A 26516-nucleotide genomic window follows, 5' to 3' on the forward strand; every position below is an offset into this window, starting at 1 on the left:
GTACCCACCATGGACCGCTTGATCTACCTCGGCATGGGCGGCGCCAAGATGGACATGCAGCGCCAGGAGGTGCTGGCCAACAACCTGGCCAACGTCTCGACCACCGGCTTTCGGGCCGAGCTGCACGCCATCCGCGCCGTGCCCGTGCGGGGCGACGGCTCCAGCACGCGGGTGTATGCCCTGGAAACCACGCTGGGCTACGACGACACCGCAGGCCCCATCAACTTCACGGGGCGGCCGCTGGACGTGGCCGTGGCCGGCAAGGCCTGGCTGAGCGTGCAGGGGCTGGACGGCACCGAGGCCTACACCCGCTTTGGCGCCCTGACAGTGGACACCGAAGGCACGCTGAAAACCCAGAACGGTTACACCGTGCTGGGTGATGGCGGCCCGATCACCCTGCCGCCCAATACCGTGCCCTCGATCGCCGCCGATGGCACGGTGGTGGCCAAAGGCGCCACTGGCCCTGCCCAGGCCGTGGGGCGCATCAAGCTGGTCACGCCCGAAAACAAGCTGCAGCGCGGCGAAGACGGCCTGTTCCGCAACCCCGATGGCGACCTGCCTCTGGACCCCACCGCGCGCCTGCAGGACGGCGCGCTGGAAGGCTCGAACGTGAACCCGATCGAGACCATGGTGGCGATGATCTCGGCCAGCCGCCAGTACGAGACCCAGATGCGGCTGCTGAAGTCGGCCGAAGAAAACGAACAGACCTCGACCAAGTTGCTGTCGAACAGCTGATGCACCGCATCGACGAAGGAGTTTCACCATGATGCGTTCCCTGTGGATTTCCAAGACCGGCATGGATGCCCAGCAGATTCAGCTGGATCACATCTCGCACAACCTGGCCAACAGTTCGACCAACGGCTACAAGCGCTCACACGCCGTGTTCGAGGACCTGATCTACCAGAACCTGCGCCAGACGGGCGCCGCCACCACCGACCAGAGCACCTTGCCCACCGGACTGCAGGTGGGCCTGGGCGTGCGCGCCGTGGCCACCTCTCGGCAGTTCGCGCAAGGCTCGCTGCAGCAGACGACCAACCCGCTGGACCTGGCCGTGCAGGGCAACGGCTTTTTCCCCATCCAGATGCCCGACGGCAGCACCGGCTACACCCGCGACGGCGCCTTCAAGCTCAATGCCCAGGGCACCCTGGTCACGCACAACGGCTACACGGTGGGCCAGGGCATCACCTTCCCCAACACGGCGCAGAACATCTCCGTGGGCTCTGACGGCCTGGTCACCTACACCGTGCCGGGTCAGACCGCCCTGCAGGAAGCCGGCCGCATCAACCTGGTCACCTTCGTGAACCCCGCTGGCCTGGACCCCAAGGGCCAGAACCTGTTCGCGGAAACCGCCGCTTCGGGGGCTCCCACCGAAGGCACGGCCAACACCAACAACTTCGGCTCGATCTCGCAGGGCTTCCTGGAAACCTCGAACGTGAACGTGGTGGAAGAGCTGGTGACCATGATCCAGACCCAGCGCGCTTACGAGCTCAACTCCAAGGCCATCCAGACCTCGGACCAGATGCTGCAGAAGCTGGGCCAGCTGTGAGCCTGATGCACCCTCTGCGCTGACCTGAAGGAGACACGAGATGAGCTTGCGCCCCGCCCTGCCCCTGGCCAGCACACTGATGGCCAGCCTGTGCCTGACTGGCTGCTTCATGACCGCTCCCACGGTGGACGTGGTGCAACCCACGCAGGTGCGCCCTGTGCCCGTGGCCATTCCCGTCCCTGTGAACAACGGCTCGCTGTTCCAGGCGGCCGGCTACCGCCCGCTGTACGAAACACCGCGCGCACGCATGGTGGGCGACATCCTGACGGTCAACATCACCGAGAAGCTGTCGGCCAAACAGGAATCGGTCAGCTCCATCGAGAAGAAAGGTGCGCTGGACGCCAGCATCACGGCGGCGCCCTTCGTTCGCGCCGACCAGATCAGCAAACTCAACGGCAAGGCTTCTTCAAGCAACAAGTTCGACGGCACCGGCAGCACCGAAGCCACCAACACCTTCTCGGGCACCATCACGACCACCGTGGTCGAGGTGCTGCCCAACGGGCACCTGATCATCTCGGGCGAGAAGCAGATCGGCCTGAACCACAACGTGGAAACGTTGAAGTTTTCGGGGCAGGTCGACCCCATCAACATCCAGCCGGGCAACTCGGTTTCATCCAGTGCAATCGCCAACGTGCGGGTGCAGCACAGAGGCCGAGGCCAGCAGGATCAGGCCCAGGGAATAGGCTGGTTGAGCCGATTCTTTTTGAACATTTCGCCGATCTAAAGCAGGCGAACAATGGTGCCGAGTCCCCCCCTGAGATCGGCCCACCATGAGCAACGCCCGCGCACCCCAGCTGTATGCCGCCCTGGCGATCGCCGCCCTGCTGCCCGCCCTGTGGTGGGCGCCTGAGGCCCAGGCCGTCCGCATCAAGGAAATCGCCCAGGTTCAGGGGGTTCGGGCCAACCAGCTGATGGGCTACGGCCTGGTGGTGGGCCTCGATGGCACCGGCGACCAGACCGCCCAGACCCCCTTCACGCAGCAGAGCCTGAACGCCATGCTGCAGCAGATGGGCATCACGGTGCCGGCCGGCGTGACCATGCAGGTCAAGAACGTGGCCGCCGTGCTGGTCACCGCCACCCTGCCCCCCTTCGCCCAGCCCGGCCAGCAGATGGACGTGAACGTGTCGTCGCTGGGCAATGCCAAATCACTGCGCGGCGGCACGCTGATCGCCACGCCGCTCAAAGGCGCTGACGGCCAGATCTACGCACTGGCCCAGGGCAACCTGGTGATCAGCGGCGCAGGGGCTTCGGCCGGTGGCTCGAAGGTCACGGTGAACCACCTCAGCGCAGGTCGCATCCCCGATGGGGCCACGGTGGAACGCGCCGTGCCCAGCCCCTGGGGCCAGTCCAGCACCGCCCAGCTCGACCTGCGTGCCGACGATTTCAACACCGCCCGCGAAGTGGCCAACGCCATCAACAAGGCCAAGGGCGCCGGCACCGCCGAGGCACTGGACGGCCGCATGGTGCAGGTGAAACTGCCCAGCCAGCCTGGCGAGCGCGTGGCCTTCATGGCCGACATCGAAAACCTGAACATCGACAAGGCCAAGCCGGCAGCGCGCATCATCTTCAATGCCCGCACCGGCTCTGTCGTGATCAACGAGGCCGTGACCATCGGCCCCTGTGCAGTGGCCCACGGCAACCTGTCGGTCACCATCAGCTCGACCCCGGTCATCAGCCAGCCCAACGCCCTGTCGAACGGGCAGACGGTGCAGGCCGAGAAGGCCGACATCAAGATCAACCAGGAGCCCGGTGCCCTGATCCAGTTGCCCGCCGGCACCAAGCTGACGGACGTGGTCAAGGCACTGAACGCCCTCGGGGCCAATCCGCAGGACCTGCTGGCCATCCTGCAAGCGATGAAGGCGGCCGGCGCATTGCAAGCCGACTTGGAGGTGATCTGACATGAGCCTCAACCCACCCGCCTCGAACATGAGCCTGACCATGGACGTGCGCTCGCTGGACTCGCTGAAGTCCAGTGCTGCGCGCGACAGCAAAGGCAGCATCCGCGAAGCCGCCAGGCAGCTGGAATCGCTGTTCATGCAGGAGCTGATGAAGTCCATGCGCAGCACCACCATGGACAGCGGCATGCTGGACAACGGCGCCACCGAAATGGGCCAGAGCATGCTGGACACACAGATGTCCACCAAGATGACCGGCATGCCCGGAGGCCTGAGCGACGCCATCGTGCGGCAGCTCGAGCGCCAGCTGGGCGCCGGCAGCAAGACCGACGCCAGCGTGAACAAGGCCCTTCAGGCCCAGGGCTCGGTCAGTGCACCCTCTCGCTCCACGGCCGCTGCGACCACAAGCACCACAGGGGTGGACGCCTCGGGCAAGAAGCTGTCCAGCTCCGAGCAGTTCATCCAGAAGCACCTGCAGGCGGCCAAGGCAGCAGAGGTCGAAAGCGGCATCCCGGCCGCCCACGTGCTGGGTCAGGCCGCACTGGAAACCGGCTGGGGCAAGCGGGTGATCCGCACGGCCGATGGCCAGGACAGCCACAACCTGTTCGGCATCAAGGCCACCTCGAACTGGACCGGCAAGGTGGCTGAGGTGACCACCACCGAATACATCGGCGGTGTGCCCCGCAAGGTGACCGCCAAGTTCCGGGCCTACGATTCCTACGAAGAAGCCTTCAAGGACCATGCCCGCCTGCTGACCCAGAGCAAGCGGTACCAGCAGACCGCCGTGGCCCAGGCCGACACCGCCCAGGGCTACGCCAGTGGCCTGCAGAGGGCAGGCTATGCCACCGACCCCGCGTATGCCGACAAGCTGACCCGCGTGATCAACACCGCCGTGCGCCTTCAACGCACGCTCACCTGATCTGAAGGAGCAGTGCGATGGCTTCAGGCATCTTCGGCATCGGCACCCGGGCGCTGCTGGCCAACCAGTCGGTGCTCGACACCATCAGCCACAACATCAGCAATGCCAACACCGAGGGCTATTCGCGCCAGGAAGTGAAACTGGCCACCGAGGGTGGGCGCTACACCGGCGCAGGCTTTTACGGCCGTGGCGTGCGCGTGAGCACAGTCGATCGCACCACCGACCCCTACCTGGTCAAGCAGATGAACATGGCCACGGCCGTGTCCACTGCCGATTCGGCCCGGCTCGACAAGCTCAAGCAGCTGGAGAAGGTGTTTGCCACAGGCGAGAACGGCCTGGGCTTTGCCGCCAGCCAGATGCTCAATGCCTTTGTCGACGTGGCCAACCAGCCGCAGGACACCGCTGCACGGCAGGTGGTGCTGGCGCGCGCCGAAGACTACGCCACCCGCATGCGCACCGCGGCCACCCAGCTCAATGAGCTGCAAGCCGGTGTCACCAGCGACCTGGGCACCACGGTGGCCACGGTCAACAGCATCGCGAAGTCGATCGCGCAGATCAACGACCAGATCGCCAAGTACAACGGCACGGGCCAGTCGCCCAACGACCTGCTCGACCAACGCGACCAGCTGATCAATGACCTGAACGAACAGATCCAGGTGACCACCATCGCGGCAGACGACGGCACCATGGGCGTGTTCATCGGGGGTGGGCAACGCCTGGTGCTGGGCAACGAGGCCGAGACCCTGACGCTCAAGCCCGACGAATACGACTCGGCCCAATCGCGCCTGTACCTGACCAGCAATGGCAATGACCTGCTGATCAATGACCGTTTCCTCAGCGGCGGCGCCATCTCGGGCCTGATGCGGGTGCAGAACGAGGACATCCCTGCCGCACGCAACCTGCTGGGGCAGATGGCGGCGTCCCTGTCGTGGCGCATCAACCAGCAACAATCGTTCGGTCTGGACCTGCGCAACCCGCCCCAGGCCGGCGCCAACCTGTTCACCGACCCGTCGCAGTCGATGCAGGTGCTGCCCTCGAGCAAGAACACCTCGTCGCTGAGCACACCGCCCGTCAGCCTGACCCTGATCGATGGCCGGCAGCTGCGGGCCGAAGACTACATGCTCAAGGCCGACCCGACGAACCCAAGCACCATGCTGCTGACCCGCTCGTCTGACCCGAGCACGAGCATCACCGTGAGCGACGGCAGCGTGATCGATGGCTTTCGCATCAACTTCAACGCCGCCCTGGTGGGCAGCCAGGACAGCTTCAAGCTGCGCCCCGTGGGCGAAGCCGCGCTGGCCATGGAGGTCAAGATCAGCCTGACCAACGGCATTGCGGCCGCCTCGCCCTTCGTGGCCACCGCCACGCCAGGCAACAAGGGCTCGGCCAGCGTGAGTCAGATGTCGGTGTCGAGCACACCGAGCCCGGCCATGGCGCCCACGCAGTTGCAGGTGGTGTTCACCTCGAATGCGGGCGACTACAACATCGAGTTCCCTCCGGGCACGCCCATCTCGACCGGGGTGCTCAACCCCACACAGCCCATCACCTACAACGGTTTCCAGATCACGGGCGCCCTGAACCGGGTGCCCGCGCTGGGTGAAACCTTTGGCCAGCCGGCGCCCCTGCAGGTCACTTTCACCGACAACCTGGGCAACTACCAGCTGGAGTTCCCGCCGGGCAACGCCATCGCCACGGGCACCTGGCAGTCGGGGCACTCGATCAGCTACGAGGGCTTTGACCTGGGCATTCGCTTCGCGTCCACACCGGCTGCTGGCACCCAGCAAAGCGTGGCCGCGCCTTTGCAGGTCAACTTCACCTCCGACAACGGGCACTACGACCTGGAATACCCCCCGGGCACCCCGGTGGCCTCTGGTCAATGGGTGCAGGGGCAGCCCATTGCGTACAACGGCTTCGAACTCAGCCTCAATGGCGTGCCGCGCAATGGCGACAAGCTGACGGTTCAACAGACCCAGTACGTGAGCACCAACAACGGCAATGCCCTGGCGCTGCTCGACCTGCGCGACGAAGACCTCGTGGGCCGCGTGATCGCCGACGCCAACCAGGACGGCCTGGACGACAACGGCCTGCCCCCCTCGCGCGGTGCCAACATCACCGACGCCTACTCGCAGATCATTGGCAGCATCGGAGTGCGCGTGCAAGGTGCACAGACCAGCGCCAATATTTCACAGACGATCGCCTCCAATGCCAAGGAAACGCTCACTGCACGCACAGGCGTCAACCTGGACGAGGAAGCAGCCCGCATGATCCAGTACCAGCAGGCCTACCAGGCCGCAGCCAAGGTGCTGCAGATCGCGCAGAGCATTTTCGACACCCTGCTGCAAACGGCCCGTGGATGAGGAGTTCTGAGCCATGACCACACGCATCAGCACCGCCAACCGCTACGACACGTCGGTGAACAACCTGCAACAGCGCCAGCGTGAGCTGACCGAAGCCCAGGTGCAACTGACCTCGGGCAAGCGCGTGAATGTGGCCAGCGACGACCCGGTGGCCGCGGCGCGCGCCGAACGCAGCACCGCATTGATCGCCCGCAGCGAGGCCAACCAACGCGCCCTGGAAGCCAGCCGCAACAATGTGCAGCTGGGCGAAAGCGCCCTGGGCGACGCTTCCGAACTGCTGCAGCAGGCCCGCGAAGCCCTGGTGAGTGCCGGCAACGGCAGCTACACCGCGGCGGAGCGCCAGGGCAAGGCCCAGCAACTCAAGGAATTGCGCAAGCAGCTGCTGTCGGTGGCCAACCGCGCTGACGGCAATGGCGGCTTTGTGTTCGGCGGTCAGGGCTCGTCTGCACCGCCCTTCCTCGATGGCCCAGGTGGTGTCCAGTTCGTGGGTGTGGGGGGCGAATCACAGGCTTCGTCCAGCGAAAGCCTGAGCCTGTCGGTGGATGGCAGCGCGGTATGGCTCAAGGGCCGCAGCGGCAATGGCGTGTTCGAAACGGGCCCCGGCACCAACAGCCTCACCGGTGCGGCCAACACGGGCACGGCCTGGATCACGCCAGGCAATGTCAGCAACCCCTCGCAAGTGCCCTATCCCGCCACAGCGGGCAACGCGCCGAAGTTCACCATCGAATTCGCCGTCTCGGGCAGCAGCACCACGTACACCATCCTGCAAGATGGCGTGGCCATGCCAGCAGCCACGGGCGTGAGCTACAACAATGCCAAATCCATCGAAGTGCCGGGCTTCGGCATGAGCGTGTCGATCCAGGGTGCACCGGCCAACGGCGATACCTTCCAGATCGGTGAATCGACGAATGACCTCAGCGTGTTCGATGCGCTCGACAAGGCCATCAACAGCCTGACCGACGCCAACCTGAACAACGGCCAGGTGCAGCAAACCGTCAACAGCGGGGTCAGCCGCATCGATGCACTGATCAACAACGTGCAGACCGCACGCAGCAGCCTGGGTGAAACACTCAACCGCATGGACGGCATCGAAAGCCGCATCAGTGCGCTGAAGTTGCAGGCCCAGACCGACCGATCCACCGCCGAAGACCTCGACATGGTCGAAGCCATCTCCGACTTCCAGAACCGGCAAGCCGGCTACCAGGCTGCGCTGCAGAGCTACGCCATGGTCCAGAAACTCAACCTCTTTCAGTACATCAGCTGAAACGGCAGCCCCTCATGAGTGAACACCCCATCCTGGGCCAGGTGGCCTTGGCCTACAGCCCGGTCATCGACCGCAACCGAAATGTCACGGCCACCCGCCTGACGGTCTTCCCGCTGCAGCACGGAGCCCCGCTGGACGCCCGTGCCCTGCTGGCGGCGCTGGCAGAAGTGTGGCCTGTCGGAGGCAACACCCTGTGGCTGAGCGCCATGAGCGAAAGCCTGCTGCAGGACCTGATGGAGGCCGAGCCGTCCACCCACATTGCCGTGGAAGTACCCGCCTTCATGGCTTGCGAAGCCGACAACGCCGAGCGCATCGGCCGGCTTCATGCCAATGGCAACACCCTGCTGCTCAAAGGCCGCCCCTACCGCGAATTACCACGTGAGGTGCTGCCCTGCTTCAAGCTGTCGATCATCGACCTGGAGGACGACCGTCGGGCCAGCGAAGCACGAGGAGGGCAACCGCCAGCAGCCGCTGAAGGGCCCGCGCGCAGCATCGGCTTCGTGCAGTCAGGCATCACCACCGTGGCCGATATGGAAAACAGCTTCCGTCGCGGGGCCCTGTCGGTGCTGGGCTGGCCGATCGACGACGCCATCCAGAGCGGCGGCACCAAAAACTCAGAGCAACCGGCCCTGCAGGCCATCGTGCAACTGATCGACCAGGTGCACAAGGAAGCCGAGATCGAAGCGCTGGAGAACACACTCAAGCGCGACCCGCCCCTGGCCTACAAGCTGCTGCGCTACATCAACTCGCCAGCCTTCGGGCTGTCGGTCGAGATCAGTTCGTTCAGACACGCCATCATGGTGCTGGGCTACCAGCGGCTCAAGCGCTGGCTGGCTTTGCTGCTGGCCACCGCCAGCAAAGACCCCAACATGAAGCCCGTGATGTTCGCTGCGGTGCGTCGGGGCCTGCTGATGGAAGAGCTGTCGAAAGACCTGGGCAGCGCGGAGATGAAGGGCGAGCTGTTCATCTGCGGGGTGTTTTCTCTGCTGGACCGCATGTTCAACCAGCCGTTTTCGGAGCTGCTCAAGACCATTCCCGTGCCCGAGCGGGTGTACCAGGCCCTGGTCGACGGCAGCGGCCCCTACGGCCCGTACTTCCGCCTGGTGAAAGCCATTGAAGGCCAGCAGCTTGAAGACATCCGCGAGGCCAGCGACGGTCTGCTCATGAGCGCCGAGACCCTCAATTCCGCATTGCTGAAGGCATTGGCCAATGCCGCCACGCTGGAGTGACGGCCTGCACGCTGGCGTCTGAATGCCCCTCGGCTGAGGGCCCCTCAAATCAAGGGAATACCCTTAACACTCGGGGGCTTGCTGGCTAAGCTGCCGGCCATGCACCCACTCAGCCCATTGTTCGGGGTCGCCATCCTGGCCCTGGTCCTGACCGCCAACTACTTCCGCACCGCCTGGCGCCTGGGCATCCTGCGCGCTTTCGGGCGCCGCGCCACCCTGAGCAACCGCACCCTGCTGGCCGGCAGCGTGGCGGCGGTGCTGCCCTTCGTGGGGGCCATGGTGGCCATGGGCCTGATCCCCGTGGGTGAACACGGCGAGGTGCAAAGCAGCGCCTTCCAGCTGGCCATGCACATGGCCCTGTGCGGCCTGGTCATGCACGAAGCCAACGACGCCATCGTGCGCTGGGGCGCACCACGCGAAGACTGAGGCGCTACCATCGGGGATGCCCGAACACGCCTACGCCAGCCTCACCCCCGACGCCGTCATCGATGCCCTGGTGGGCATCGGCCTGGACCCTGACGGTCGCCTGCTGGCCCTCAATTCCTACGAGAACCGTGTCTTCCAGGTGGGCCTGCACGAGCCGCTGGAGGGCAACGCCTTCGTGGTGGCCAAGTTTTACCGCCCCGGCCGCTGGAGCGACGCCCAGATCCTAGAAGAACATGCCTTCGGCCGTGAGCTGGCCGAGGCCGACATCCCGGTGGTGCCGCCCCATGCCTTGCAAGGCCACACGCTGCACCATGCCGAACTGCACGGCCACGCGCACCGCTTCAGCGTGAGCCTGCGCCGCGGGGGCCGGGAACCCGAACTGGACGACCCAGAGGTGCTGGCCTGGATCGGCCGCCTGATGGCGCGCCTGCACACCACGGGCCGCCGCCAGCGCTTTGCGCACCGCCCCACCTTGGGTGTTCAGCAGCTGGGCCGCACAGCCTGGCAATGGCTGAAAGACCACGGCGACCTGCCCGACCCGCAGCGCCAGGTGTGGCTGTCCGTGGCCGATCAGGCCCTGGACCTGGCCGATCAGGCGTTTGCGCAGATCGATGGCTTGCAGACAGGCCGCATCCATGGCGACTGCCACCTGGGCAATGTGCTGTGGACACCCGATGGCCCTCACTTCGTGGACCTGGACGACGCCCTGAATGGCCCGGCCGTGCAAGACCTCTGGATGCTGCTGGGCGGCCATCGCCGTGAGCGCCAGGTCGCGCTGCATGCACTCATGGACGGCTACGAAACCGTGTGCGATTTCGACTGGCGCGAGTGGCGCCTGGTCGAGGCCCTGCGCACCCTGCGCCTGATCCATCACAGCGCCTGGCTGGCCCGCCGCTGGGACGACCCGGCCTTCCCGGCCGCCTTCCCCTGGTTCGCGCACGCCAGCTACTGGCATCAACAGGCCGACCAGCTGCGCCAACAGATCGAGCTGATGCAGCAAGACCTTGAAAACCCGATGGCGTGACCGATCACCGCGACATGCGTCACGGACCGGGCTCAGGGGGCATGCCAGGGCGCACGCCGGGCTTTATCGTCATGGCCTGATGTCCAGCCCACCCTCACGGTTCTCATGCCTGACACGCAGCGCTCAGCCAAAGCCACCCCGGCCCGCAAGGGCACCGACCTGCGCCTGGCGCTGGGCATCGGCGCCCTGGTGCTCAGCACCGCTGCCGCCGCATGGTGGTTCACCCGAGGCCCGGAACCCACCGCCAGCGGTCGGCCGCTGCCCGTGTACCTCGGGCTGGACACCGTGATCTCGCAACTCGATGACGGGCAACGCCTGCGCTTTCAGGTGGCTTTGCGCCTGCAAGATCCCAAGGCCCTGGAAACCGTGACCGCCCATGCGCCTGCGTTGACCATGATGGTGCAAGACCTGGGACAGCATGTGGACCCCGAAGAGCTGCAATCACCCGAAGGCATCGAGGACTTCAGCCGCAGCATTCGCAGCTCTGTCAACAACTACCTGCGCCGGCAGCAATTGGAGCCGCGGGTGACGTCGGTGGCATTTTCCGAGCTGGTGCGCATGCAGTGAACGCTGGAGCCCTGTGGGTCAGTCGCGTTTGCGAATGATCCGTCCGCCCCTGGCGGGCAGGCCCATCGCACGCCGAAACTCTGACGGGGTGACGCCCTTCCAGCGCCTGAACGCCTGAATGAAGGCCGAGCTGTCATTGAAACCCAGACGGTCAGCCACCTCCCGGTGTCCCATGTTGGCCCGCCCGATCATCTCGCAGGCCAAGGCCACGCGCACTTCATCAAGCAATTCACGGAACGTCACGCCTTCCTGCACCAGGTGGCGACGCAGGGTGCGGCTGGTCATGCCCCATTCGGCAGCGATGTGCTCCATGGAGGGCAGGCGACCTGGCGTCTGCATCAGACGCGCGCGCACCCGCGCCGAGACCCCTGAGGAATCCTGGCGCTCGTCGAGCAACTGCCGACACAGTTGCTCGCACAGGGCTGCCGTGGCTGGGTGGGCCTGAGGCAAAGGCAGATCCAGCATCGCCGAAGGCAATCGCGAGCGGTTCACCGGCTGACCAAACCGAGGCCTGATGCCAAACACTGACTCGTAAGCGGTCACATCGGCTGGCTCGGGCCACCGAAAGCTCAAGGACTGCAACGCATGCACCGGCCGGTGGAACAGGTCGTTGGTGATCTGCTGGATACCGGCTGCATCGCGCTCGACCACAAACCGCCGCAGGTGGGATGGCACATCGTCGTCACCCAGCGTGAAGGTGGCCACGCCGTCGGCCTCTTCCAGAGTGATGTCAGTGAAGGCGAAGGTGAGGTTCAGGTAGCGCAATGCCATGTGAGCAGCCGATCTCAATGTCGGACTGCTGATCAGGGCGTAGCCCCAGATGCCGTAAGTGGTGAGGTGGTATCGAGAGCCTGCGATCAGGCCCAGCCCCTGAACATGCCCCAGGCGGGCCACCAGGCGTTCAATCACGGCGAGTTCGGTACGCGCCTCCACCTCGCCACGAGGGTCATCCAGCACCTCGGGCCCCAGGTCCAAGCCTTCCACCAGTTCGCCATGCGACATGCCCAGCTCCCGCGCCAGCTGAATCAGCAGGCGTGTGCTGGCCACTCCTCGCCGGAAATCCCAGCGAGCACCATGAGTCGATCCTTCTGTCACCACATTCCACCCTGAGGATGCCGCCTGCATCGGGCTGCATCTGTCATTTGATCCATGCAGATTTAATCATGCACTTGCATTGATCATGGCTTCAATGTGGGAGTCCGGGCAGCCAACAGGCCCTTCAAGTGGGGGGTGAACCACCTGATCGCGTGTGTTCTGCGGCCCCTTCGGCGGGCGTCATGCACAGCAAAGCCTGTCGCCGGAAATGATCCAGCGTGCCCAGCGCCCCGGGCCAGCGCCCCACCGGCAGCCCCCACTCGCGGTAGAGCGTACAGGCCGAGGTGAACAGCCGCTCGGGCGCAGCCCACCCAGCAAACGGCGAACGGCGGAAGCTCGAGGCTTTCAGGCAGGCGCGACTGGCCACCTCCACAGGCTGTCCTGCCTGCGCCATGGGTTTCAAGGTGGCTTGCAGCCACAGCCAGTAATCGATCTGGGCCTGGATGTCGGTGGGCGTGGCCAGGGGGCCGTGACCGGGAACCACCACGCGGGCGCCCAGGGCCAGCAAGCGCTGCAGGGCCACCACCAGGTTCGACACGGGGCCGGCCCAGGCCACGGGCGTCACGCCCACAAACAGGATGTCGCCGGCAAAGACCACGTCGCGTTCGGGCAGGTGCACCCAGCAATCGCCATCGGTGTGGCCGGGGCCCACCTCCTGCAGGTGCAGGGCCACACCGCCCACGTCCAGGCTGCACTGGCCCTCGAACACGTGTCGTGCGGGTGTCGGCACGATGCCCTGAAAGCGATAGGGGCGCAGCATGTCGCCCATGTAGCGCCCCAGGGCCCCCACCCCGCCCAAGGCGGAGTGGGGCAGATGCCGGGCCAGGGCCGAAGCCCGTTGCAGGGCACGCAACTGGCCAGGGGTGTGGTGGTGCATCTGGGCCACGCAGGCCCGAGTGGCCACCAGGTGCTGGTCAGACAGCAACTGATTGCCCCAGCAATGGTCACCGTCGGCGTGGGTGTTGATGACATGGCGGATCGGATCGCGCCGCCACACCGGCTCGCTGTGGGCCAGCATCTCGCGCATGAAATGCAGGTCCCAGCAGGTGTCGATCAGGGCGCTTTCGCCCTGCCCTCGCACCAGGCCCAGGTTGGTTTCGCCCCAGCTGCCATTGGGCACCAGCCAGGCGAAGGTGTCAGGCGCCACCTCGTACAGGCCTTCGGCAAACGCGGGCACCTCGCCCATGCGGGTGCGGGTGCGCCCGGTGGCCGCCACCCGCCGTGGAACAGGCGGCTGCCCGGTCTGGCCCCAGCGTGGCGCACTCATGCAGCACGCTCCGAGGCCTGTGCAGCATGTGCGCCCAAGGTGACATCCTTGGGTTCCAGCGGCAGGCCATGGAGGTCGGTGGGCATGGCGGGCAAGATCTCGTGGTGCACCTCGCCCACGCCCTCCAGGCGCAGGTGCAGGCGCTGTCCGGGGCGCAACCAGTGACCGTTTTCCATGCCCGTGCCATGAGGCAAGGTGCCTGTGGCCACCAGTTCGCCGGGCAGCAAGGTCTCGTCTTGCGACAGGAAACTCAGTGTGCGACCCCAGTGGTGCAACATGCCGGCCGTGCTGCATCGCGCCACCACACGACCATCGATCTCGACCACGCCCTGCAGGCGCTCGATGCGGTCGAGCACCTCGCCCGCCGGCACGATCTCGGCCGACATGGAACTGCCGAAGTGCTTGGATTTCTGAGGCCCCAGGCCGGTGGCCATTTCGGCGCGCTGGATGTCACGGCAGCTCCAGTCGTTCACCAGCACGAAACCCCCGATGGCCGCCAGGGCCTCGTCGGGCGTGGCGTTGCGCAAAGGGCGGGCCAGCACAGCGCCCAGCTCCAGTTCATAGTCAAGCGCCTGGCTGAACCCCGGCCAGCGCAGCGGCTGCCCACTGGGCAGAAAACTCAAAGGGTTGCCCAAGTAGTACACCGGCTGCTGCCGGGCCAGAGGGTGGGGCTTGAAGGCCGGGAAGGTGCGCCCGGTCAGCTTTTCATAGGCCCGGGTGAAGGGCCAGGCGGCCGGCAAAAAACGGCGCACATACCCGCGCGAGGCCTGCTCCCAGTGCAAGGCATACAGGCTGGCATCTCGGAAGCTGCGCGGCTGAAACGGCAGGGCCAGGGCGCCGGGTTGCCAGGCTGAATCGGGCACCGCATCGGGCGCGGGTGGCGGCAAGAACGCCCAGGCCAGCGCCTCCTGCTGTGACGCTGGCCGCCAGCCCCCGCCCATGGCCTCGACCTGCCAGCTGGTCTGGCGAGCCGCCCCCGATGCCACAATCCGACGAGCTCTCATCTGCACCCCAAAGTATCCAAACGGATACAATGTAGCCAACCGGATACCTGCCGTCAACATGATCGATGCCCCCCCTGCTCCTGCTGCGCCCATGGCGACTGGCAAACGCCAGCTGATGGACGCCGCCTTGCGACTGATGTCGCAGCACCAGGCCAGCGACGCACTCAGCCTGCGGGAACTGGCGCGCGAAGCAGGGCTGAACCACAACACCTTCTACCGGCACTTCAGCAGCCTGAGCCAGCTGCAGGCCGAGCTGATGAGCGAGTTCAGCGCCCACCTGCGCGAAGGCACGCGGGCTGCCCGGGCCCGTACCGAAGGCGAGCCCTCGGTGGCCAAGCGGGTGGTGGGCTGGCTGTTCGAGTTCGCGGCCCAGCACCGCGCACTGTGCCTGGTGGCCTGGCGCACCCTGCACGGCCCGCCCAGCGAAGGCCGCCTGCAGCTGCAGCGCTGCCTGCATGATCTGCGCGACGACATGCTGCACGAGCAGCGCGCCATGAACCTGCTGCCCCCGGGCCCCGACGACGTGTGGCGCCGCATGCTGGGCCTGTACGGCCGGCATGTGTTTGCACTGATGGTGCGCTACCTGGACGACGCCACCCAGCGTGAGGCCCTGCTGGCCGAAGCAGAAGAACTGCTGGCCGTGCTGGTGGCCGGCACCCAAGCCCTGTATCCCGGCAAGACGCCCAAGGCGTGAGAGAATCGCACCCTCGCCGGCTTGCCCGGCACGGGGGGCCTGTAGCTCAGTCGGTCAGAGCAGAGGACTCATAATCCTTTGGTCGTGGGTTCGAGCCCCACCGGGCCTACCACCCAGGCGCATGTTTTGCCTGGGCCCCTTCTCCTGATGCCATGCCCCACACCCTGGCTGCTGCGGTCCACAGCGAACTGGTCATCAAGAAAAGCCGCTTCATCGGCTGTGTGCAGTCGGTTTCAGGTCGCGCCGAAGCCCAGCAGGTGGTGGCCGCCCTGTGGGCCGAGCACCCCACCGCCACCCATGTGTGCTGGGCCCTGCTGGCCGGCGGGCAGTCGGCCGCGGTCGACGACGGCGAGCCCAGCGGCACGGCCGGTCGCCCCATGCTGGAGGTGCTGATGCGCCAGGAACTGGAGGGCGTGCTGGCCACCGTGGTGCGCTACTACGGCGGCACCCCGCTGGGCGCGGGGGGCCTGGTGCGCGCCTACACCGACAGCGTGGCCCAGGCGCTGCTGAAGGCCGACAAAGTGCCGATTCGCCGCTGGCTGCTGCGCGAATGCCAGGTGCCCTATGCCCAGGAAGGCCAGGTGCGCCGCCTGCTGGAGCAGCACGAAGCCCGCCTGCAAGCGGTGCAGCACCATGACCAGGTTCGCTTGCAGTTCGAAGTGGAGGAAGGCCACTGGCCCCAGCTTGAACATGCGCTGAACGAGTCAGGCCGAGGCCTGCTGCAGTGGCTGGACACCCTGTGAAACCGTTCGCAAAGCTTCACACCGGTCGAGGGCCAACCGTGTAACATCTGCGTCACATCAAACGAGGTGCCACCGCAAGCACCCCACTTCATGCTCGAAAGATGACCATGACCGCCTCACACGACCACGCGCCCATCGTGCCCCGCGAGCACCTGGACTTCGACCTCGACAACCCCGACATCCCCAAGTACTGGATGAGCGGAGACCCTTTCAAGACGCGCTTCTTCGATGCGATGTCGACCCTTTTCCCTCAGGGTGAGCGCTTCTTCATCACCAGCGTGCGCGAGTTCCGCGACCAGATCACGGACCCCAAGCTGCTGCAGGAGGTGAAGGACTTCACCCGCCAGGAAGCCCAGCACTCGATGGTGCACCGCCAGTACAACGACCGGCTCAAGCGCCAGGGGGTGGACATCGACGCCATCACCGAGTCGCTGGAAGAAGACCTGTTCCGCCACGCCCAGCAGCACCTCACGCCTCAGCAACGCCTGGCCATCACGGCCGCGCTGGAGCACCTGACCTCGATGATGTGCACCTGCTTCTTCGAGCGCAAGGAACTGCTGGAAACCAGCGACCCGCGCGTGCGCGCCATGTACGCCTGGCATGCGGTGGAAGAAGTCGAGCACAAGGCCGTGGCCTTCGATGTGCTGGAACAGGTGGCCAAGGTGCCCCGCTGGCGCCGCAACCTGTCGATGGTGCTGGTGACAATCGGCTTCCCGCTGACCGTGGCGCGCATCATGCACGGCATGTTCAAGGTCGATGGCTTCAACTTCTGGCAGCGTCTGGGCCTGTGGGCCAAGGGCCTGTGGTGGTTCTACAAGCCGGGCGGCCTCTTCGGCCCCACCCTGGGCTACTACGCGGCCTACTACAAGAAGGGCTTCCACCCCTGGAAGGTCAAAGAGATGCCCAGCTACGGCACCTGGCTGCAGGTGTTCAACCGCACGGGTGACCCCATCAAGGCAGGCAACGCCCTGCACGCGGCAGGCCAGTGAATCTGCGCCACACCTCAGCCTGACGACTGCGGCAAGCGGGCACAGCCCGCAGCCCCGGCGGACACGGGTTGGGCCTCGTCCAGCGCCTCACCCACGCGGCGCACCCCATGCAATTGCGCCTCCATGAAGCGTCGGCTGTTGGGTGACAGGTACCAACCCAGTGGTGCACTGACCTCGGCATTGGCCTGATCCAGTGCCCACACAGTACCGCCTGGGGTCTGGCACACCGACTGCACCAGCTGGCCCACTGCCATGCGGGCTTGCGCCCCGATGCCGATGGCATTGAGTGCGGTCACGGCTGGGCCCAGCGGGCCGATCAGAAAGCGCATGCTGCCCGCCTGACCTGGCGCCATCAAGGCCGCGGCATCAGGCTGAGCCTGGCTGCTGCGCAACTGGAGGCAGGAGGCTGCGGGCTCGTGACGCTGGCCGACCACCGCCCCGGTGTCCAGGCACTCTGGCTCGGCCACCCCGTTGCGAATCAGCAGCAACACCGGCTTTGCCTGAACACCAGGGTTCGCCCGTTGCCAGGCCTGCCACGCCTGCATCAGCGTGCCCGCACCCGAGTTTTCGTTGTAGCCACCGTCGGCCAGATGGCCCCCATCAGGCGCTGCTTTCAGGCCCTCAGGCAAGGTGACCAGCGGGTTCACGTATGGGAAGCGCGCAGATGCATGCCCGGCGGTGATGAGGCTCACGGTCGATCGGTCGGCCAGCTGGCCTTCGGTGCCAGCCTCGGTGGCCAGCAAGTCGATCACGCCTGGCATTTCGTGCGGCTGAAAGGCCTGGCTGGACATCACAGCGCGCTCGCCGGTCTCGGTCCAGGTGGTGTTGAACAGCAGCCAGGGCTGCCCGGGAGCGCTGTAGTCTTTCAGCGGGGCAGCCAGCCCCGGCCAAGCCTGCCGGAAAGCCCGCTCGGCCTGCACCGCGCGGCTGATGATCTGACACCCCTGGCTGAAGTCACGGCACAGCCACGTGGCCGGCAGCACCTGGGCGAACACGTCTTCGAACATCAGCCCGCCGAGCAAGGGGGTGAGCGCGTCCAGCTTTTCGATGCCCTGCTTCACGCAGTTCAGCACCTCAGTGCCCGTGGCCTCGGGCCCGCGGCAGGCCGCATACATGGCACCCCCCACCGAACCACCCGACACCCCGCTGAAGATGAGGGGCTGCTCCTTGAGTTGTTCGTGGAGCGAGGCCAGGCTCAGCGCTGTCCAGTAGGCGCTTCGGATGCCTCCGCCCTCTGCCGCGACCAGGAAGACCCGCTGCGGCGCTTCGGTGCGTGCCGCATCCTCACCGCGTGCGGGCTGAGCCTCGGGGCCGGAGGCGGTGGTCGAAAGCAACTCGGGCGGGGTCTGCAAGGCCTGCAGGCCTTGCGGCACCGCCGCAGGCTCGAACGACACCACACCCAGCATCACCAGCGCCACGCCCCCGGCGGTCCAGCCCAAGCGGTTGAAACCACGCCGAACCACCCACAGCGCCGCACACCAGAAGGCCAGACCCAAGGCGCACAGCATCAGGCACACCTGCAACCCTTCCCCCTGTGTGATGAAGTTGACCGCCCCCATGGGCAGCAAATGGTTGTGTCCGGTGGCCAGCACCGCCACGCCCACGGGCAACAGGCCCCAGGGCATGCCCGAGTTCTGTTCGGCCATGGCCATCAGCCCGAGGGGCCCCAGCCACCAGGCCAGCGCCAGCAACACCACCGGGAAGGTGGGGGGCAGGTAGCCTGCCAGGCTGGGATCGGCCAGGTCGGCCACGGTTCGGATCAAGGCCAGGCAGCCCAGGGCCACCAGGGGCGCCCAGCGGGCCTGCAACCAAGGCAAGGGGCGGGGTGCCCCGGCGGCCGAGGCGGCGGAAGGCGCCAGCGTCTGCGTGCGCAAGCCCTGCAGGCCCAGTTGGCGAAACTTGTCGGTCAGCAGCACCTGGTACACCTGCTGAGGGTCGTCACCGCCAATGGCGTTGTGGTAAAGCCTGGGGTCTGACAGCGACATCTGGTGACGCCTGTGGCTCAGCCAGGTCGCCAGGGCCACGGCCCCCAGCGCAAAACCCAGCAGCATGGCAAAGCTGATCTGCAGGGCACCCAAAGGAACCTGGTAGGCACCCAGCGCACTGCCGGCCGCCGCTTGCTGCAAGCGCAACTGCACCACCGTACCCAGCACCGCATCACCCAGGGTCTGGCTGATCAGCACGCAAATGATCACCACCGGCGCCGCCCCCACCAGGCGAGCCCAATGCTGCGCAAAGCGCCCCACGGCCACAGGCACCGGGTCATCGCTGTGCAGGTCGGGCGGGCTCGCACCTTCACGGCGCACCATCACGGCCAGGCGTGTCCACTGCCAGCACGCCTGAGACAGCAGACCCGTGGCCCACAGACTGGCCGCCAGAATGAACAAGGTCCACCCCAGGGGGCGCCAATCGCTCTGCGTCTGCCAGGCCGCATGGGCCTTGATCGGCGCCCAGGCCATGGCCATCAGCACGTCGCGGCACTGCGGCAAGCCCAAGGTGAGCCCCGCCAGCAGAGCGATCACGATCAGGACATAGCGACTGCGACCGATCACACCCAACACGCCCGCCCGAAACCGCGCTCGCTCGGTGCGCACGGCCTCAGGCTGCAACAGCCCGAACCACCAGATGCCCACCGCCAGCGCCACACTGGCCAGCAACAGGCCCATCAAGATCACCTTGAGACCGTGAACACCCGAGGGCATCCAGGCCGGCGCCCAGTTCAGCCACAACGCGGTGTCCGCCATGACAGCGCCCGAAGGGCTGACCGCAGGGTGTTGAGGCCCCGCCAAGGCGGCCACGGTCAAGGCCGTCCAGACCAGGGCACACACAGGGCGCAGTCGCCACCAGCGCCACAAAGCACGCGGCCAGGCACCAGCCGCCACCTGCGCCTCGACTTCACTGGGGCTGGGCGACGCCCACATGCGCCACGCCAGCAAACCGCCAGCGGCCACCGACAGGGCCCACCACAGCGGGTGCACCTGCAGGCGCTGCAGCCCACCCAGGTTTTCCAGCGCGCCCGCGCCCAGCACCAGCGCAAGCAACACACCCAGCGCGCCCCTGAGCCAACGCAGGCGATGCGCCTGCGTGAAGCGAACACTGACCACGCACAACCACATGGCGTAAAGCGGCATGAACAATGCCGAAGACAGCACCAGCCAGGCCACGGCCAGCCGCCAACGCGAGAACTCCGGGTCGGCATACAAAGCCAGCGCGGCGTGCAACAACCCCGCCCCTTGCCACCCCTGAAACTGGCTCACACCATGCCCCGCCGGCAGCCGCAAGGCACATTCCAGCGCGAACAGGGCCAGGCCCACACCCAGCGTGCAGGCTGTGAGCAAACCCAGACGCCGCGGCAACAGCCGCTCCCCCCATGTGTCGATCCACCCCATTGGCGCGCACCTGTTCTCAAACGTTTTCGCGGGGCCAGGCCCTGAGGCCCAGCAGGTTCGCGCACATTGTGGTCAGGGCCTTGAGACCGGCCCATCCCTAAGGTGAAGCCGCCAGGCTCAGCGCTGCACCATTCCGCGAGCCTGCTCGATGAAGGCCTGCGAGCCCTTCTTGTCATCGACCAGGCTTTCCACCTTCACCGGGATCTCGACGCCACGCTGACACGCCGGGCGCGCCTTCATGGCATCCAGCCAGCGCTGCAAATGGGTCAGGCCCTCGGTGCTCACCCCTGACCAGCGGTGCGTGCGCACCCAGCACCAGTTGGCGATGTCGGCGATGGAATATTCACCACCGGCCAGCCATTCGGTGCGGGCCAGCTGGCTGTCGAGCACCTCGAACAGGCGGCGGCTTTCGTTCTGGTAGCGCTCGATGGCCGGGGGAATCTTCTCGGGGAAGTAGCGGTAGAACACATTGGCCTGGCCCATCATGGGGCCCACGCCGCCCATCTGGAACATCAGCCACTGCATCACCTGCGAGCGGCCTTTCACGTCGGTGGGCATGAGGCGGCCGGTCTTCTCGGCCAGGTACACCAAAATGGCGCCCGATTCGAACACCGCGAAATCATCCATCTCGCGGTCGACGATGACCGGGATGCGGCCATTGGGGTTGAGCGCCAGGAACCAGGGCTCCTTCTGCACCTTGGCGGCCAGGTCGATGGCGTGCACCGTGTAGGGCAGTCCCAGCTCTTCCAGAGCGACCGACACCTTGTGGCCATTGGGGGTGGAAGCGGTGTACAGGTCGATCATGTCAGACATTCCTTCAGGCTTTGAGGCTGGGGCGGTCGGCCAGCGCCGCACGCCAGCGGCTCAGGTGCGGGTGCTGCTCACCCGGCTTGAACTTGATGATGCGCGCGAAATCGACCACCACCACCGCCGAGATGTCGGCCAGGGTGAAATGGTCGGCCGCGATGAACGCACGGCCCGCCAGGTGCGCATCCAGCATGTCGAAAAAGCGCTGCGCGCGGGCCAGGCCACGGGCGCCCAGCTCAGCAATCTGCGGCACGGCGGCGGCACCGGTCAGGGCGCGGTCTTTCATGGCCGGGCTGGTGTTGCGAAAGGCTTCGGCCACGGCCAGAAAGCCTTCGAACTCGATGCGCGCGTTCCAGCTGGCCACCAGGGCCTTTTCCACCGGGGTGCGGCCCAGCAGCGGCGGCTCGGGCTGCACGGCTTCGGCCCAGGCCCAGATGGCAGCGTTGTCCGGCAGCACGGTGCCGTCGTCCAGCACCAGGGCGGGCACGGTGCACTGCGGGTTCACGGCCTTGAAGGCCTCGCCCAGTTGCTCGCCGCGGGCCAGGTCCACCTGCACCGTCTGGTGGGCGATGCCCTTTTCGGCCAGCAGGATGCGGGCGCGGCGCGGGCTGGGGGCGGTGCTGCAGTCGTACAGGGTGATGGTCATGGGCTTCCGATCATTTCTGGCTGAGCACATTGGTGACCAGCCGCGAGGTGATGTCGACGATCTCGATCATGCGGTCGTAGGCCATGCGGGTGGGCCCGATCACGCCCAGCGTGCCGACCACCTGCCCGTCGATCTCATAGGGCGCCGACACCACCGACAGCTCTTCGTAAGGCACCACCTGGCTTTCACCGCCAATGTAGATGCGCACGCCTTCGGCGCGGCTGGAGGTGTCAAGCAGGCGCATCAGCTGCGTCTTCTGCTCGAACAGATCGAACATGCGGCGCAGCGAGCCCATGTCTTGCGAGAAATCCTGCACCGTCAGCAGGTTGCGCTCGCCCGCCACCACCACCTGATCGGTGGCCGCCGCCTCGGCATCGCTGCCGGCCTGCACGGCCGCGCTCATCAGCGTGGCCATGTCGGCGCGCAACTGGTCCACCTCGGAACGCAGGCGCTCGCGCATCTCTTCGATGGTCAGGCCCGAGTAGTGCGTGTTGAGGATGTTGCTGGCCTCGATCAGCTGGGCCTGCTGATAGTCGTCGGGCGTGAAGATCACCCGGTTCTGCACATCGCCATCGGGCGAGACCAGGATCACCAGCACGCGCTTTTCGCCCAGGCGCAAGAATTCCACGTGCCGGAACACCGTGGGCTTGCGCGGCGCCGTGACCACGCCCACGAACTGCGACAGGCTGGACAGCAGGTTGGCCGCATTGGTGATCACGCGCTGCGGCTGGTCGGGCATGAGCTGGTCGCGTGTGCGCTGGGCGAGTTCGTCCAGGCTTTGCGGGCGCGTGGTCAGCATGGTGTCCACGAACAGCCGGTAGCCCCGCGCCGTGGGCACACGCCCGGCCGAGGTGTGGGGGCTGACGATCAGGCCCAGCTCTTCCAGATCGGCCATCACATTGCGGATGGTGGCGGCCGACAGGTCAAGGCCGGACGCCTTCGACAAGGTGCGCGAACCCACGGGTTGCCCGTCGGCGATGTAGCGCTCGACCAGCGCTTTCAAGAGGATCTTGGCTCGGTCATCCAGCATGGCGATTTCATTCTAGAACGAAGCGTCAACCGCCACAGGAGGGACATGTGCGTGTGGTGTAATTCCACGCATGCCCCACCTGCCCTGCCGCTTCAAACACGCCGCCCTGGTCGGCAAGTACCACGCCCGGGGCATCCGGCCTGTGCTGGAAGACGTGGCCCACATCCTGGCCCGCGCAGGCTGCGAGGTCTCCCTCGAAATGGAAACCGCGCACAACACGGGCATGACCGACTACCCCGCGCTCACGCTGGCCCAGATCGGCCGCGAATGCGACGTGGCGGTGGTACTGGGCGGTGACGGCACCATGCTGGCCGTGGCGCGTGAACTGGCGCCCTTCAACGTGCCGCTGGTGGGCATCAACCAGGGGCGGCTGGGGTTCATCACCGACATCCAGCAAAAAGACATGCCCACCGCCCTGCCCCTGATCCTGAGCGGGCAGTACGAAGAAGAGCACCGCGCCATGCTGCAAGGCGCCGTGCTGCGCCCCACACGAGACGGCGGCATCGAAACCATCTACGAAGATTTCGCCATCAATGAAGTGGTGGTCAGCCGCGGGGCCACGGCCTCGATGGTTGAGTTGCGCGCCGAAATCGAAGGCCAGTTCGTGGCCAACTACCGGGCCGACGGCCTGATCGTGTGCTCGCCCACGGGTTCCACCGCCTACGCCATGTCGGCCGGCGGCCCCATCCTGCAGCCCGGGCTGGGCGGCTGGGCCCTGGTGCCCATTGCCTCGCACACGCTGTCGAACCGGCCCATCGTGGTCTCTGACCGCGACACCATCACCATCGAAATCGTGGCCGCCAAAGACGCATCCATGAATTTCGACATGCAATCGCTGGCCAGCCTGCTGCCGGGCGACCGGGTCACCATCCGCCGGTCTGACCACCGGGTGCGCTTCCTGCACCCCAAGGGCTGGAACTACTTCGCGACCCTGCGTCGCAAACTGCGCTGGAATGAAGGAGTGAGTTGATGCTGCGCCGCCTGACCCTGCGGGACTTCGTGATCGTCACGGCCCTGGAAGTGGACTTGGGCACCGGCTTCACGGCCCTCACCGGCGAAACCGGTGCCGGCAAATCCATCCTGATCGATGCCCTGCAACTGGCCCTGGGCAGCCGGGGTGATGCAGGCGTGGTGCGCGAAGGCGCGGCCCGCGCCGACATCACCGCCGAATTCGACCTGGCCCCGGCCCTCGCCCAGCGCCTGAACCCCTGGCTGCAGGAAGCCGGCTTCGACGCCGAACCCGGCGCCCCCCTGCTGCTGCGCCGTGTGGTCGACGCCCAGGGCAAAAGCCGCGCCTGGGTGAACGGCAGCCCCGCCACCGTGGCCCAGTTGCGTGAACTGGGCGAGCACCTGGTCGACATCCACGGCCAGCACGCCTGGCAAAGCCTGACCCGCGCCGATTCGGTGCGTGCCCTGGTCGACGCCCAGGCCGGTGTGGACACCGCCGCCCTGCAAGCTGCCTGGGCCCAGCGCCGCGATGCCCGCAAGCGCCTCGATGACGCCCGCGCCCGCCAGGCCGACCTCGACCGCGAACGCGAACGCCTGCAGTGGCAACTGGGCGAGGTCGACAAGCTGAACCCGGGCGCCGACGAATGGCCGGAACTGAACGCCGAGCACCAGCGCCTGGCGCATGGCCAGGCCATTCTCGATGCCGCCCAGCTGGCGCTGAACCTGGTGTCGGAAGCCGATGACAACGCCGACGCACTGACCAGCCGCGCCGTGAGCGCCCTGGAAGACGTGGCCCACGTGGAAGCCCACCTGGGCAACGCCCTGGAGGTGCTGCGCAGCGCCCAGGCCCAGCTGCAAGACGCGGCCCACAGCCTGAACGCGGCCCTGCGCCACACCGAGCTGGACCCGGAACGCCTGAACGAGATCGACCAGCGCATGGCCAGCTGGCTGGGCCTGGCCCGCCGCTACCGCCGCCCGCCCGAAGAGCTGCACGCCCTGTGGCAAGGCTGGAAACAGGAGCTGGCCGAACTCGACGCCGCCACCGACCTGGCCGGTCTGGAAAAGGCCGCGCAACAGGCCGACGCCGCCTGGCAGAAAGTGGCCCGTGCGGCCTCCGGCCTGCGCAAACAGGTGGCACCGCGCCTGGCCCGCGACGTGACGGAAGCCATGCAGCAACTGGGCATGGCCGGTGGCCGCTTCGACGTGGGCTTCACCGAACTGCCCGAGCCGCAAGCCCATGGCCTGGAAGCCATCGAGTTTCTGGTGGCCGGCCACGCGGGCAGCACACCGCGCCCACTGGCCAAGGTGGCCTCGGGCGGTGAACTGTCGCGCCTGGCCCTGGCCATTGCCGTGACCACCTCGCGCCGCGAAGGCAGCGACACCCAGGTGGGCACCCTGATCTTTGACGAGATCGACTCGGGCGTGGGCGGCCAGGTGGCCGACACCGTGGGGCGCCTGATGCAGCAGCTGGGCGAAGGCCGCCAGGTGCTGGCCGTGACCCACCTGGCCCAGGTGGCCGCCAGCGCCCACCAGCACCTGGTGGTGAGCAAGGCCCTGCAAGGCGGCCAGACCACCAGCGACATCCGCCCCGTGGAGGGCGAACCCCGCGTGCACGAAGTGGCGCGCATGCTGGGCGGCCAGATCACCGACACCAGCCGCGCCCATGCGCAGGCCATGCTGACCACAGCCCATGCGGCAAGCCCGGCAGACACCGGCGGGGCCAAAGCCAAACCCCGCAAAGCCGCCACCACCCGCCAGGAGGCCGCATGAGCGCGCGCATCGTGGTGCTGACCGGCATGTCCGGCTCGGGCAAAGGCGTGGCCCTGAACACGCTGGAAGACGCTGGCTACTACTGCGTCGACAACCTGCCGCCTGAACTGCTGCCCCAGCTGCTGAGCCTGGAGCAACAGCGCCCAGCCGACCAGCAGCGCCTGCTGGCCGTGTCGGTCGATGCACGCAGCGCCACCTCGCTGCACCAGGTGCTGCCCCTGCTCGACCAGCTGCGAGCCGACGGCCAGGCCGTGCGCCCCATTTTTCTGGATGCCAGCGACGACACCCTGGTGCGCCGCTTTTCAGAAACCCGCCGGCCCCACCCACTGATGCGCCACAAAGGCGCGCAGGCCGTGACCGAAGCTGCCGAAGACGCCGACCACCAGGCCCTGCTGGAAACCATTCGCCAGGAGCGCGAACTGGTCGAGCCCCTGCGTGAACGCTCGGCCGTGATCGACACCAGCCTGCTGCGCCCTGCCCAGCTGCGCACCTGGGTGCGCCACCTGGTGCAGGCCCAGCCCTCGCGCCTGACCGTGGTGTTCCAATCGTTCGCCTTCAAGCATGGCGTGCCCCTCGACGCCGACTTCGTGTTCGACGTGCGCATGCTGCCCAACCCCTACTACATCAAAGAGTTGCGGCCCCAGACCGGCAAAGACGCCCCCGTGGCCGACTACCTGCGCCAGCAGCCCGAATCAGGCGAACTGATTGCCCAGATCGAGGCCTTTTTGTCACGCTGGCTGCCCTCGCTCGAAAACGACCAGCGCAGCTACGTGACCGTGGCCATTGGCTGCACTGGCGGGCAACACCGCTCGGTGTACTGCGTGGAGCAGCTGAAAGAGCGCTTCAAGGGAAGAGCCGTGGTGCTGACGCGGCACCGGGAGCAGGATGGGAAGTGAGGGGGGGCTGC

At 66.7% G+C, this 26516-nt stretch carries 24 protein-coding genes and 1 tRNA gene; 18 read left to right on the top strand and 7 right to left on the bottom strand.

Features of this window, described 5'->3' with window-relative positions; genetic code table 11:
- Window positions 1-9 precede the first annotated feature (9 nt).
- The 11 genes from flgF to EYS42_RS05975 all read left to right on the top strand — a co-directional run bounded on the left by flgF (window position 10) and on the right by EYS42_RS05975 (window position 11227).
- Window positions 10-735, top strand: coding sequence for a flagellar basal-body rod protein FlgF (gene flgF, locus EYS42_RS05925; RefSeq protein WP_130966923.1), 726 nt, complete (start codon window positions 10-12; stop codon window positions 733-735).
- Between the two features lie 28 nt (window positions 736-763).
- Window positions 764-1546: a flagellar basal-body rod protein FlgG gene (flgG, locus tag EYS42_RS05930; protein WP_130966924.1), complete on the top strand. Its 783-nt coding sequence runs from the start codon at window positions 764-766 to the stop codon at window positions 1544-1546.
- Window positions 1547-1586: 40 nt separating this feature from the next.
- Complete coding sequence (locus tag EYS42_RS05935) at window positions 1587-2270, top strand: flagellar basal body L-ring protein FlgH (protein WP_245503525.1); 684 nt, start codon at window positions 1587-1589, stop codon at window positions 2268-2270.
- Window positions 2271-2316: 46 nt separating this feature from the next.
- A complete protein-coding gene (locus EYS42_RS05940) occupies window positions 2317-3444 on the top strand; it encodes a flagellar basal body P-ring protein FlgI (protein ID WP_130966925.1) in 1128 nt (375 codons plus the stop codon).
- Between the two features lies 1 nt (window position 3445).
- Window positions 3446-4360 (top strand): flagellar assembly peptidoglycan hydrolase FlgJ, encoded by a 915-nt coding sequence (flgJ, locus tag EYS42_RS05945; protein WP_130966926.1) that lies wholly within the window; start codon window positions 3446-3448, stop codon window positions 4358-4360.
- Between the two features lie 17 nt (window positions 4361-4377).
- Window positions 4378-6717 carry a flagellar hook-associated protein FlgK gene (gene flgK, locus EYS42_RS05950; protein ID WP_130966927.1) on the top strand — a complete coding sequence of 780 codons (2340 nt, stop codon included), beginning with the start codon at window positions 4378-4380 and terminating at the stop codon, window positions 6715-6717.
- Between the two features lie 13 nt (window positions 6718-6730).
- A complete protein-coding gene (gene flgL / locus EYS42_RS05955; protein WP_130966928.1) occupies window positions 6731-7981 on the top strand; it encodes a flagellar hook-associated protein FlgL in 1251 nt (416 codons plus the stop codon).
- A 14-nt stretch (window positions 7982-7995) separates the two neighbouring features.
- Window positions 7996-9210 (top strand): EAL and HDOD domain-containing protein, encoded by a 1215-nt coding sequence (locus tag EYS42_RS05960; RefSeq protein WP_130966929.1) that lies wholly within the window; start codon window positions 7996-7998, stop codon window positions 9208-9210.
- 99 nt (window positions 9211-9309) lie between these two features.
- Window positions 9310-9636, top strand: a complete 327-nt coding sequence (locus tag EYS42_RS05965; RefSeq protein ID WP_130966930.1) for a hypothetical protein — start codon at window positions 9310-9312, stop codon at window positions 9634-9636.
- A 16-nt stretch (window positions 9637-9652) separates the two neighbouring features.
- Complete coding sequence (locus EYS42_RS05970; RefSeq protein ID WP_130966931.1) at window positions 9653-10660, top strand: serine/threonine protein kinase; 1008 nt, start codon at window positions 9653-9655, stop codon at window positions 10658-10660.
- A 105-nt stretch (window positions 10661-10765) separates the two neighbouring features.
- A complete protein-coding gene (locus EYS42_RS05975; protein WP_130966932.1) occupies window positions 10766-11227 on the top strand; it encodes a flagellar basal body-associated FliL family protein in 462 nt (153 codons plus the stop codon).
- 18 nt (window positions 11228-11245) lie between these two features.
- Here EYS42_RS05975 and EYS42_RS05980 read toward each other — a convergent pair whose 3' ends face one another.
- The 3 genes from EYS42_RS05980 to EYS42_RS05990 all read right to left on the bottom strand — a co-directional run bounded on the left by EYS42_RS05980 (window position 11246) and on the right by EYS42_RS05990 (window position 14593).
- The gene (locus EYS42_RS05980) at window positions 11246-12229 is read right to left on the bottom strand and encodes an AraC family transcriptional regulator (protein WP_130966933.1); all 984 of its coding nucleotides are present in this window, start codon (window positions 12227-12229) and stop codon (window positions 11246-11248) included.
- A gap of 217 nt (window positions 12230-12446) precedes the next feature.
- A complete protein-coding gene (locus EYS42_RS05985) occupies window positions 12447-13589 on the bottom strand; it encodes an MBL fold metallo-hydrolase (RefSeq protein ID WP_130966934.1) in 1143 nt (380 codons plus the stop codon).
- Window positions 13586-14593: a fumarylacetoacetate hydrolase family protein gene (locus EYS42_RS05990; RefSeq protein WP_207301115.1), complete on the bottom strand. Its 1008-nt coding sequence runs from the start codon at window positions 14591-14593 to the stop codon at window positions 13586-13588. Before EYS42_RS05990 ends, EYS42_RS05985 begins: the two co-directional genes overlap by 4 nt.
- Before the next feature lie 91 nt (window positions 14594-14684).
- Between EYS42_RS05990 and EYS42_RS05995 the strand changes: the two genes are divergently transcribed.
- The 4 genes from EYS42_RS05995 (at window position 14685) to EYS42_RS06010 (ending at window position 17019) form a co-directional block, all read left to right on the top strand.
- Window positions 14685-15287 (top strand): TetR family transcriptional regulator, encoded by a 603-nt coding sequence (locus EYS42_RS05995; RefSeq protein ID WP_165456641.1) that lies wholly within the window; start codon window positions 14685-14687, stop codon window positions 15285-15287.
- A 35-nt stretch (window positions 15288-15322) separates the two neighbouring features.
- Window positions 15323-15399 (top strand) — tRNA-Ile (locus EYS42_RS06000).
- Between the two features lie 40 nt (window positions 15400-15439).
- A complete protein-coding gene (locus EYS42_RS06005; protein ID WP_130966937.1) occupies window positions 15440-16030 on the top strand; it encodes an IMPACT family protein in 591 nt (196 codons plus the stop codon).
- A 107-nt stretch (window positions 16031-16137) separates the two neighbouring features.
- On the top strand, window positions 16138-17019 hold the full coding sequence (locus EYS42_RS06010) for a metal-dependent hydrolase (RefSeq protein ID WP_165456642.1): 882 nt from the start codon (window positions 16138-16140) through the stop codon (window positions 17017-17019).
- Window positions 17020-17033: 14 nt separating this feature from the next.
- On the opposite strand, the gene EYS42_RS06015 is transcribed toward EYS42_RS06010, so the two are convergent.
- The 4 genes from EYS42_RS06015 to hrcA form a co-directional block, all read right to left on the bottom strand.
- Entirely contained in the window at window positions 17034-20408 is a 3375-nt protein-coding gene (locus tag EYS42_RS06015) for a patatin-like phospholipase family protein (RefSeq protein WP_130966939.1), read from the bottom strand.
- A 117-nt stretch (window positions 20409-20525) separates the two neighbouring features.
- On the bottom strand, window positions 20526-21212 hold the full coding sequence (locus tag EYS42_RS06020) for a glutathione S-transferase family protein (protein ID WP_130966940.1): 687 nt from the start codon (window positions 21210-21212) through the stop codon (window positions 20526-20528).
- Between the two features lie 13 nt (window positions 21213-21225).
- Entirely contained in the window at window positions 21226-21861 is a 636-nt protein-coding gene (locus EYS42_RS06025; RefSeq protein WP_130966941.1) for a glutathione S-transferase family protein, read from the bottom strand.
- A gap of 10 nt (window positions 21862-21871) precedes the next feature.
- The gene (gene hrcA / locus EYS42_RS06030; protein WP_130966942.1) at window positions 21872-22891 is read right to left on the bottom strand and encodes a heat-inducible transcriptional repressor HrcA; all 1020 of its coding nucleotides are present in this window, start codon (window positions 22889-22891) and stop codon (window positions 21872-21874) included.
- A gap of 79 nt (window positions 22892-22970) precedes the next feature.
- Here hrcA and EYS42_RS06035 point away from each other — a divergent pair, with 79 nt between their 5' ends.
- From EYS42_RS06035 to rapZ, 3 genes are read left to right on the top strand one after another with little or no spacing between them, the layout of a single operon-like run.
- Complete coding sequence (locus EYS42_RS06035) at window positions 22971-23861, top strand: NAD kinase (RefSeq protein ID WP_207301127.1); 891 nt, start codon at window positions 22971-22973, stop codon at window positions 23859-23861.
- Complete coding sequence (gene recN, locus EYS42_RS06040; protein WP_207301116.1) at window positions 23861-25609, top strand: DNA repair protein RecN; 1749 nt, start codon at window positions 23861-23863, stop codon at window positions 25607-25609. The genes EYS42_RS06035 and recN overlap by 1 nt, the downstream gene beginning before the upstream one ends.
- Complete coding sequence (gene rapZ / locus EYS42_RS06045; RefSeq protein WP_130966945.1) at window positions 25606-26505, top strand: RNase adapter RapZ; 900 nt, start codon at window positions 25606-25608, stop codon at window positions 26503-26505. Before recN ends, rapZ begins: the two co-directional genes overlap by 4 nt.
- The last annotated feature ends 11 nt before the right edge of the window (window positions 26506-26516 follow it).

Origin of the sequence: Aquabacterium lacunae, from assembly GCF_004310865.1 — a bacterium.
GTDB classification, from domain to species: domain Bacteria; phylum Pseudomonadota; class Gammaproteobacteria; order Burkholderiales; family Burkholderiaceae_C; genus Aquabacterium; species Aquabacterium lacunae.

Bases quoted from the DNA above. Each gene is read 5' to 3' on its own strand.
- flgF (WP_130966923.1), top strand. From the start codon at position 10: ATGGACCGCTTGATCTACCTCGGCATGGGCGGCGCCAAGATGGACATG.
- flgG (WP_130966924.1), top strand. From the start codon at position 764: ATGATGCGTTCCCTGTGGATTTCCAAGACCGGCATGGATGCCCAGCAG.
- EYS42_RS05935 (WP_245503525.1), top strand. From the start codon at position 1,587: ATGAGCTTGCGCCCCGCCCTGCCCCTGGCCAGCACACTGATGGCCAGC.
- EYS42_RS05940 (WP_130966925.1), top strand. From the start codon at position 2,317: ATGAGCAACGCCCGCGCACCCCAGCTGTATGCCGCCCTGGCGATCGCC.
- flgJ (WP_130966926.1), top strand. From the start codon at position 3,446: ATGAGCCTCAACCCACCCGCCTCGAACATGAGCCTGACCATGGACGTG.
- flgK (WP_130966927.1), top strand. From the start codon at position 4,378: ATGGCTTCAGGCATCTTCGGCATCGGCACCCGGGCGCTGCTGGCCAAC.
- flgL (WP_130966928.1), top strand. From the start codon at position 6,731: ATGACCACACGCATCAGCACCGCCAACCGCTACGACACGTCGGTGAAC.
- EYS42_RS05960 (WP_130966929.1), top strand. From the start codon at position 7,996: ATGAGTGAACACCCCATCCTGGGCCAGGTGGCCTTGGCCTACAGCCCG.
- EYS42_RS05965 (WP_130966930.1), top strand. From the start codon at position 9,310: ATGCACCCACTCAGCCCATTGTTCGGGGTCGCCATCCTGGCCCTGGTC.
- EYS42_RS05970 (WP_130966931.1), top strand. From the start codon at position 9,653: ATGCCCGAACACGCCTACGCCAGCCTCACCCCCGACGCCGTCATCGAT.
- EYS42_RS05975 (WP_130966932.1), top strand. From the start codon at position 10,766: ATGCCTGACACGCAGCGCTCAGCCAAAGCCACCCCGGCCCGCAAGGGC.
- EYS42_RS05980 (WP_130966933.1), bottom strand. From the start codon at position 12,229: ATGTCGCATGGCGAACTGGTGGAAGGCTTGGACCTGGGGCCCGAGGTG.
- EYS42_RS05985 (WP_130966934.1), bottom strand. From the start codon at position 13,589: ATGAGTGCGCCACGCTGGGGCCAGACCGGGCAGCCGCCTGTTCCACGG.
- EYS42_RS05990 (WP_207301115.1), bottom strand. From the start codon at position 14,593: ATGAGAGCTCGTCGGATTGTGGCATCGGGGGCGGCTCGCCAGACCAGC.
- EYS42_RS05995 (WP_165456641.1), top strand. From the start codon at position 14,685: ATGGCGACTGGCAAACGCCAGCTGATGGACGCCGCCTTGCGACTGATG.
- EYS42_RS06005 (WP_130966937.1), top strand. From the start codon at position 15,440: ATGCCCCACACCCTGGCTGCTGCGGTCCACAGCGAACTGGTCATCAAG.
- EYS42_RS06010 (WP_165456642.1), top strand. From the start codon at position 16,138: ATGACCGCCTCACACGACCACGCGCCCATCGTGCCCCGCGAGCACCTG.
- EYS42_RS06015 (WP_130966939.1), bottom strand. From the start codon at position 20,408: ATGGGGTGGATCGACACATGGGGGGAGCGGCTGTTGCCGCGGCGTCTG.
- EYS42_RS06020 (WP_130966940.1), bottom strand. From the start codon at position 21,212: ATGATCGACCTGTACACCGCTTCCACCCCCAATGGCCACAAGGTGTCG.
- EYS42_RS06025 (WP_130966941.1), bottom strand. From the start codon at position 21,861: ATGACCATCACCCTGTACGACTGCAGCACCGCCCCCAGCCCGCGCCGC.
- hrcA (WP_130966942.1), bottom strand. From the start codon at position 22,891: ATGCTGGATGACCGAGCCAAGATCCTCTTGAAAGCGCTGGTCGAGCGC.
- recN (WP_207301116.1), top strand. From the start codon at position 23,861: ATGCTGCGCCGCCTGACCCTGCGGGACTTCGTGATCGTCACGGCCCTG.
- rapZ (WP_130966945.1), top strand. From the start codon at position 25,606: ATGAGCGCGCGCATCGTGGTGCTGACCGGCATGTCCGGCTCGGGCAAA.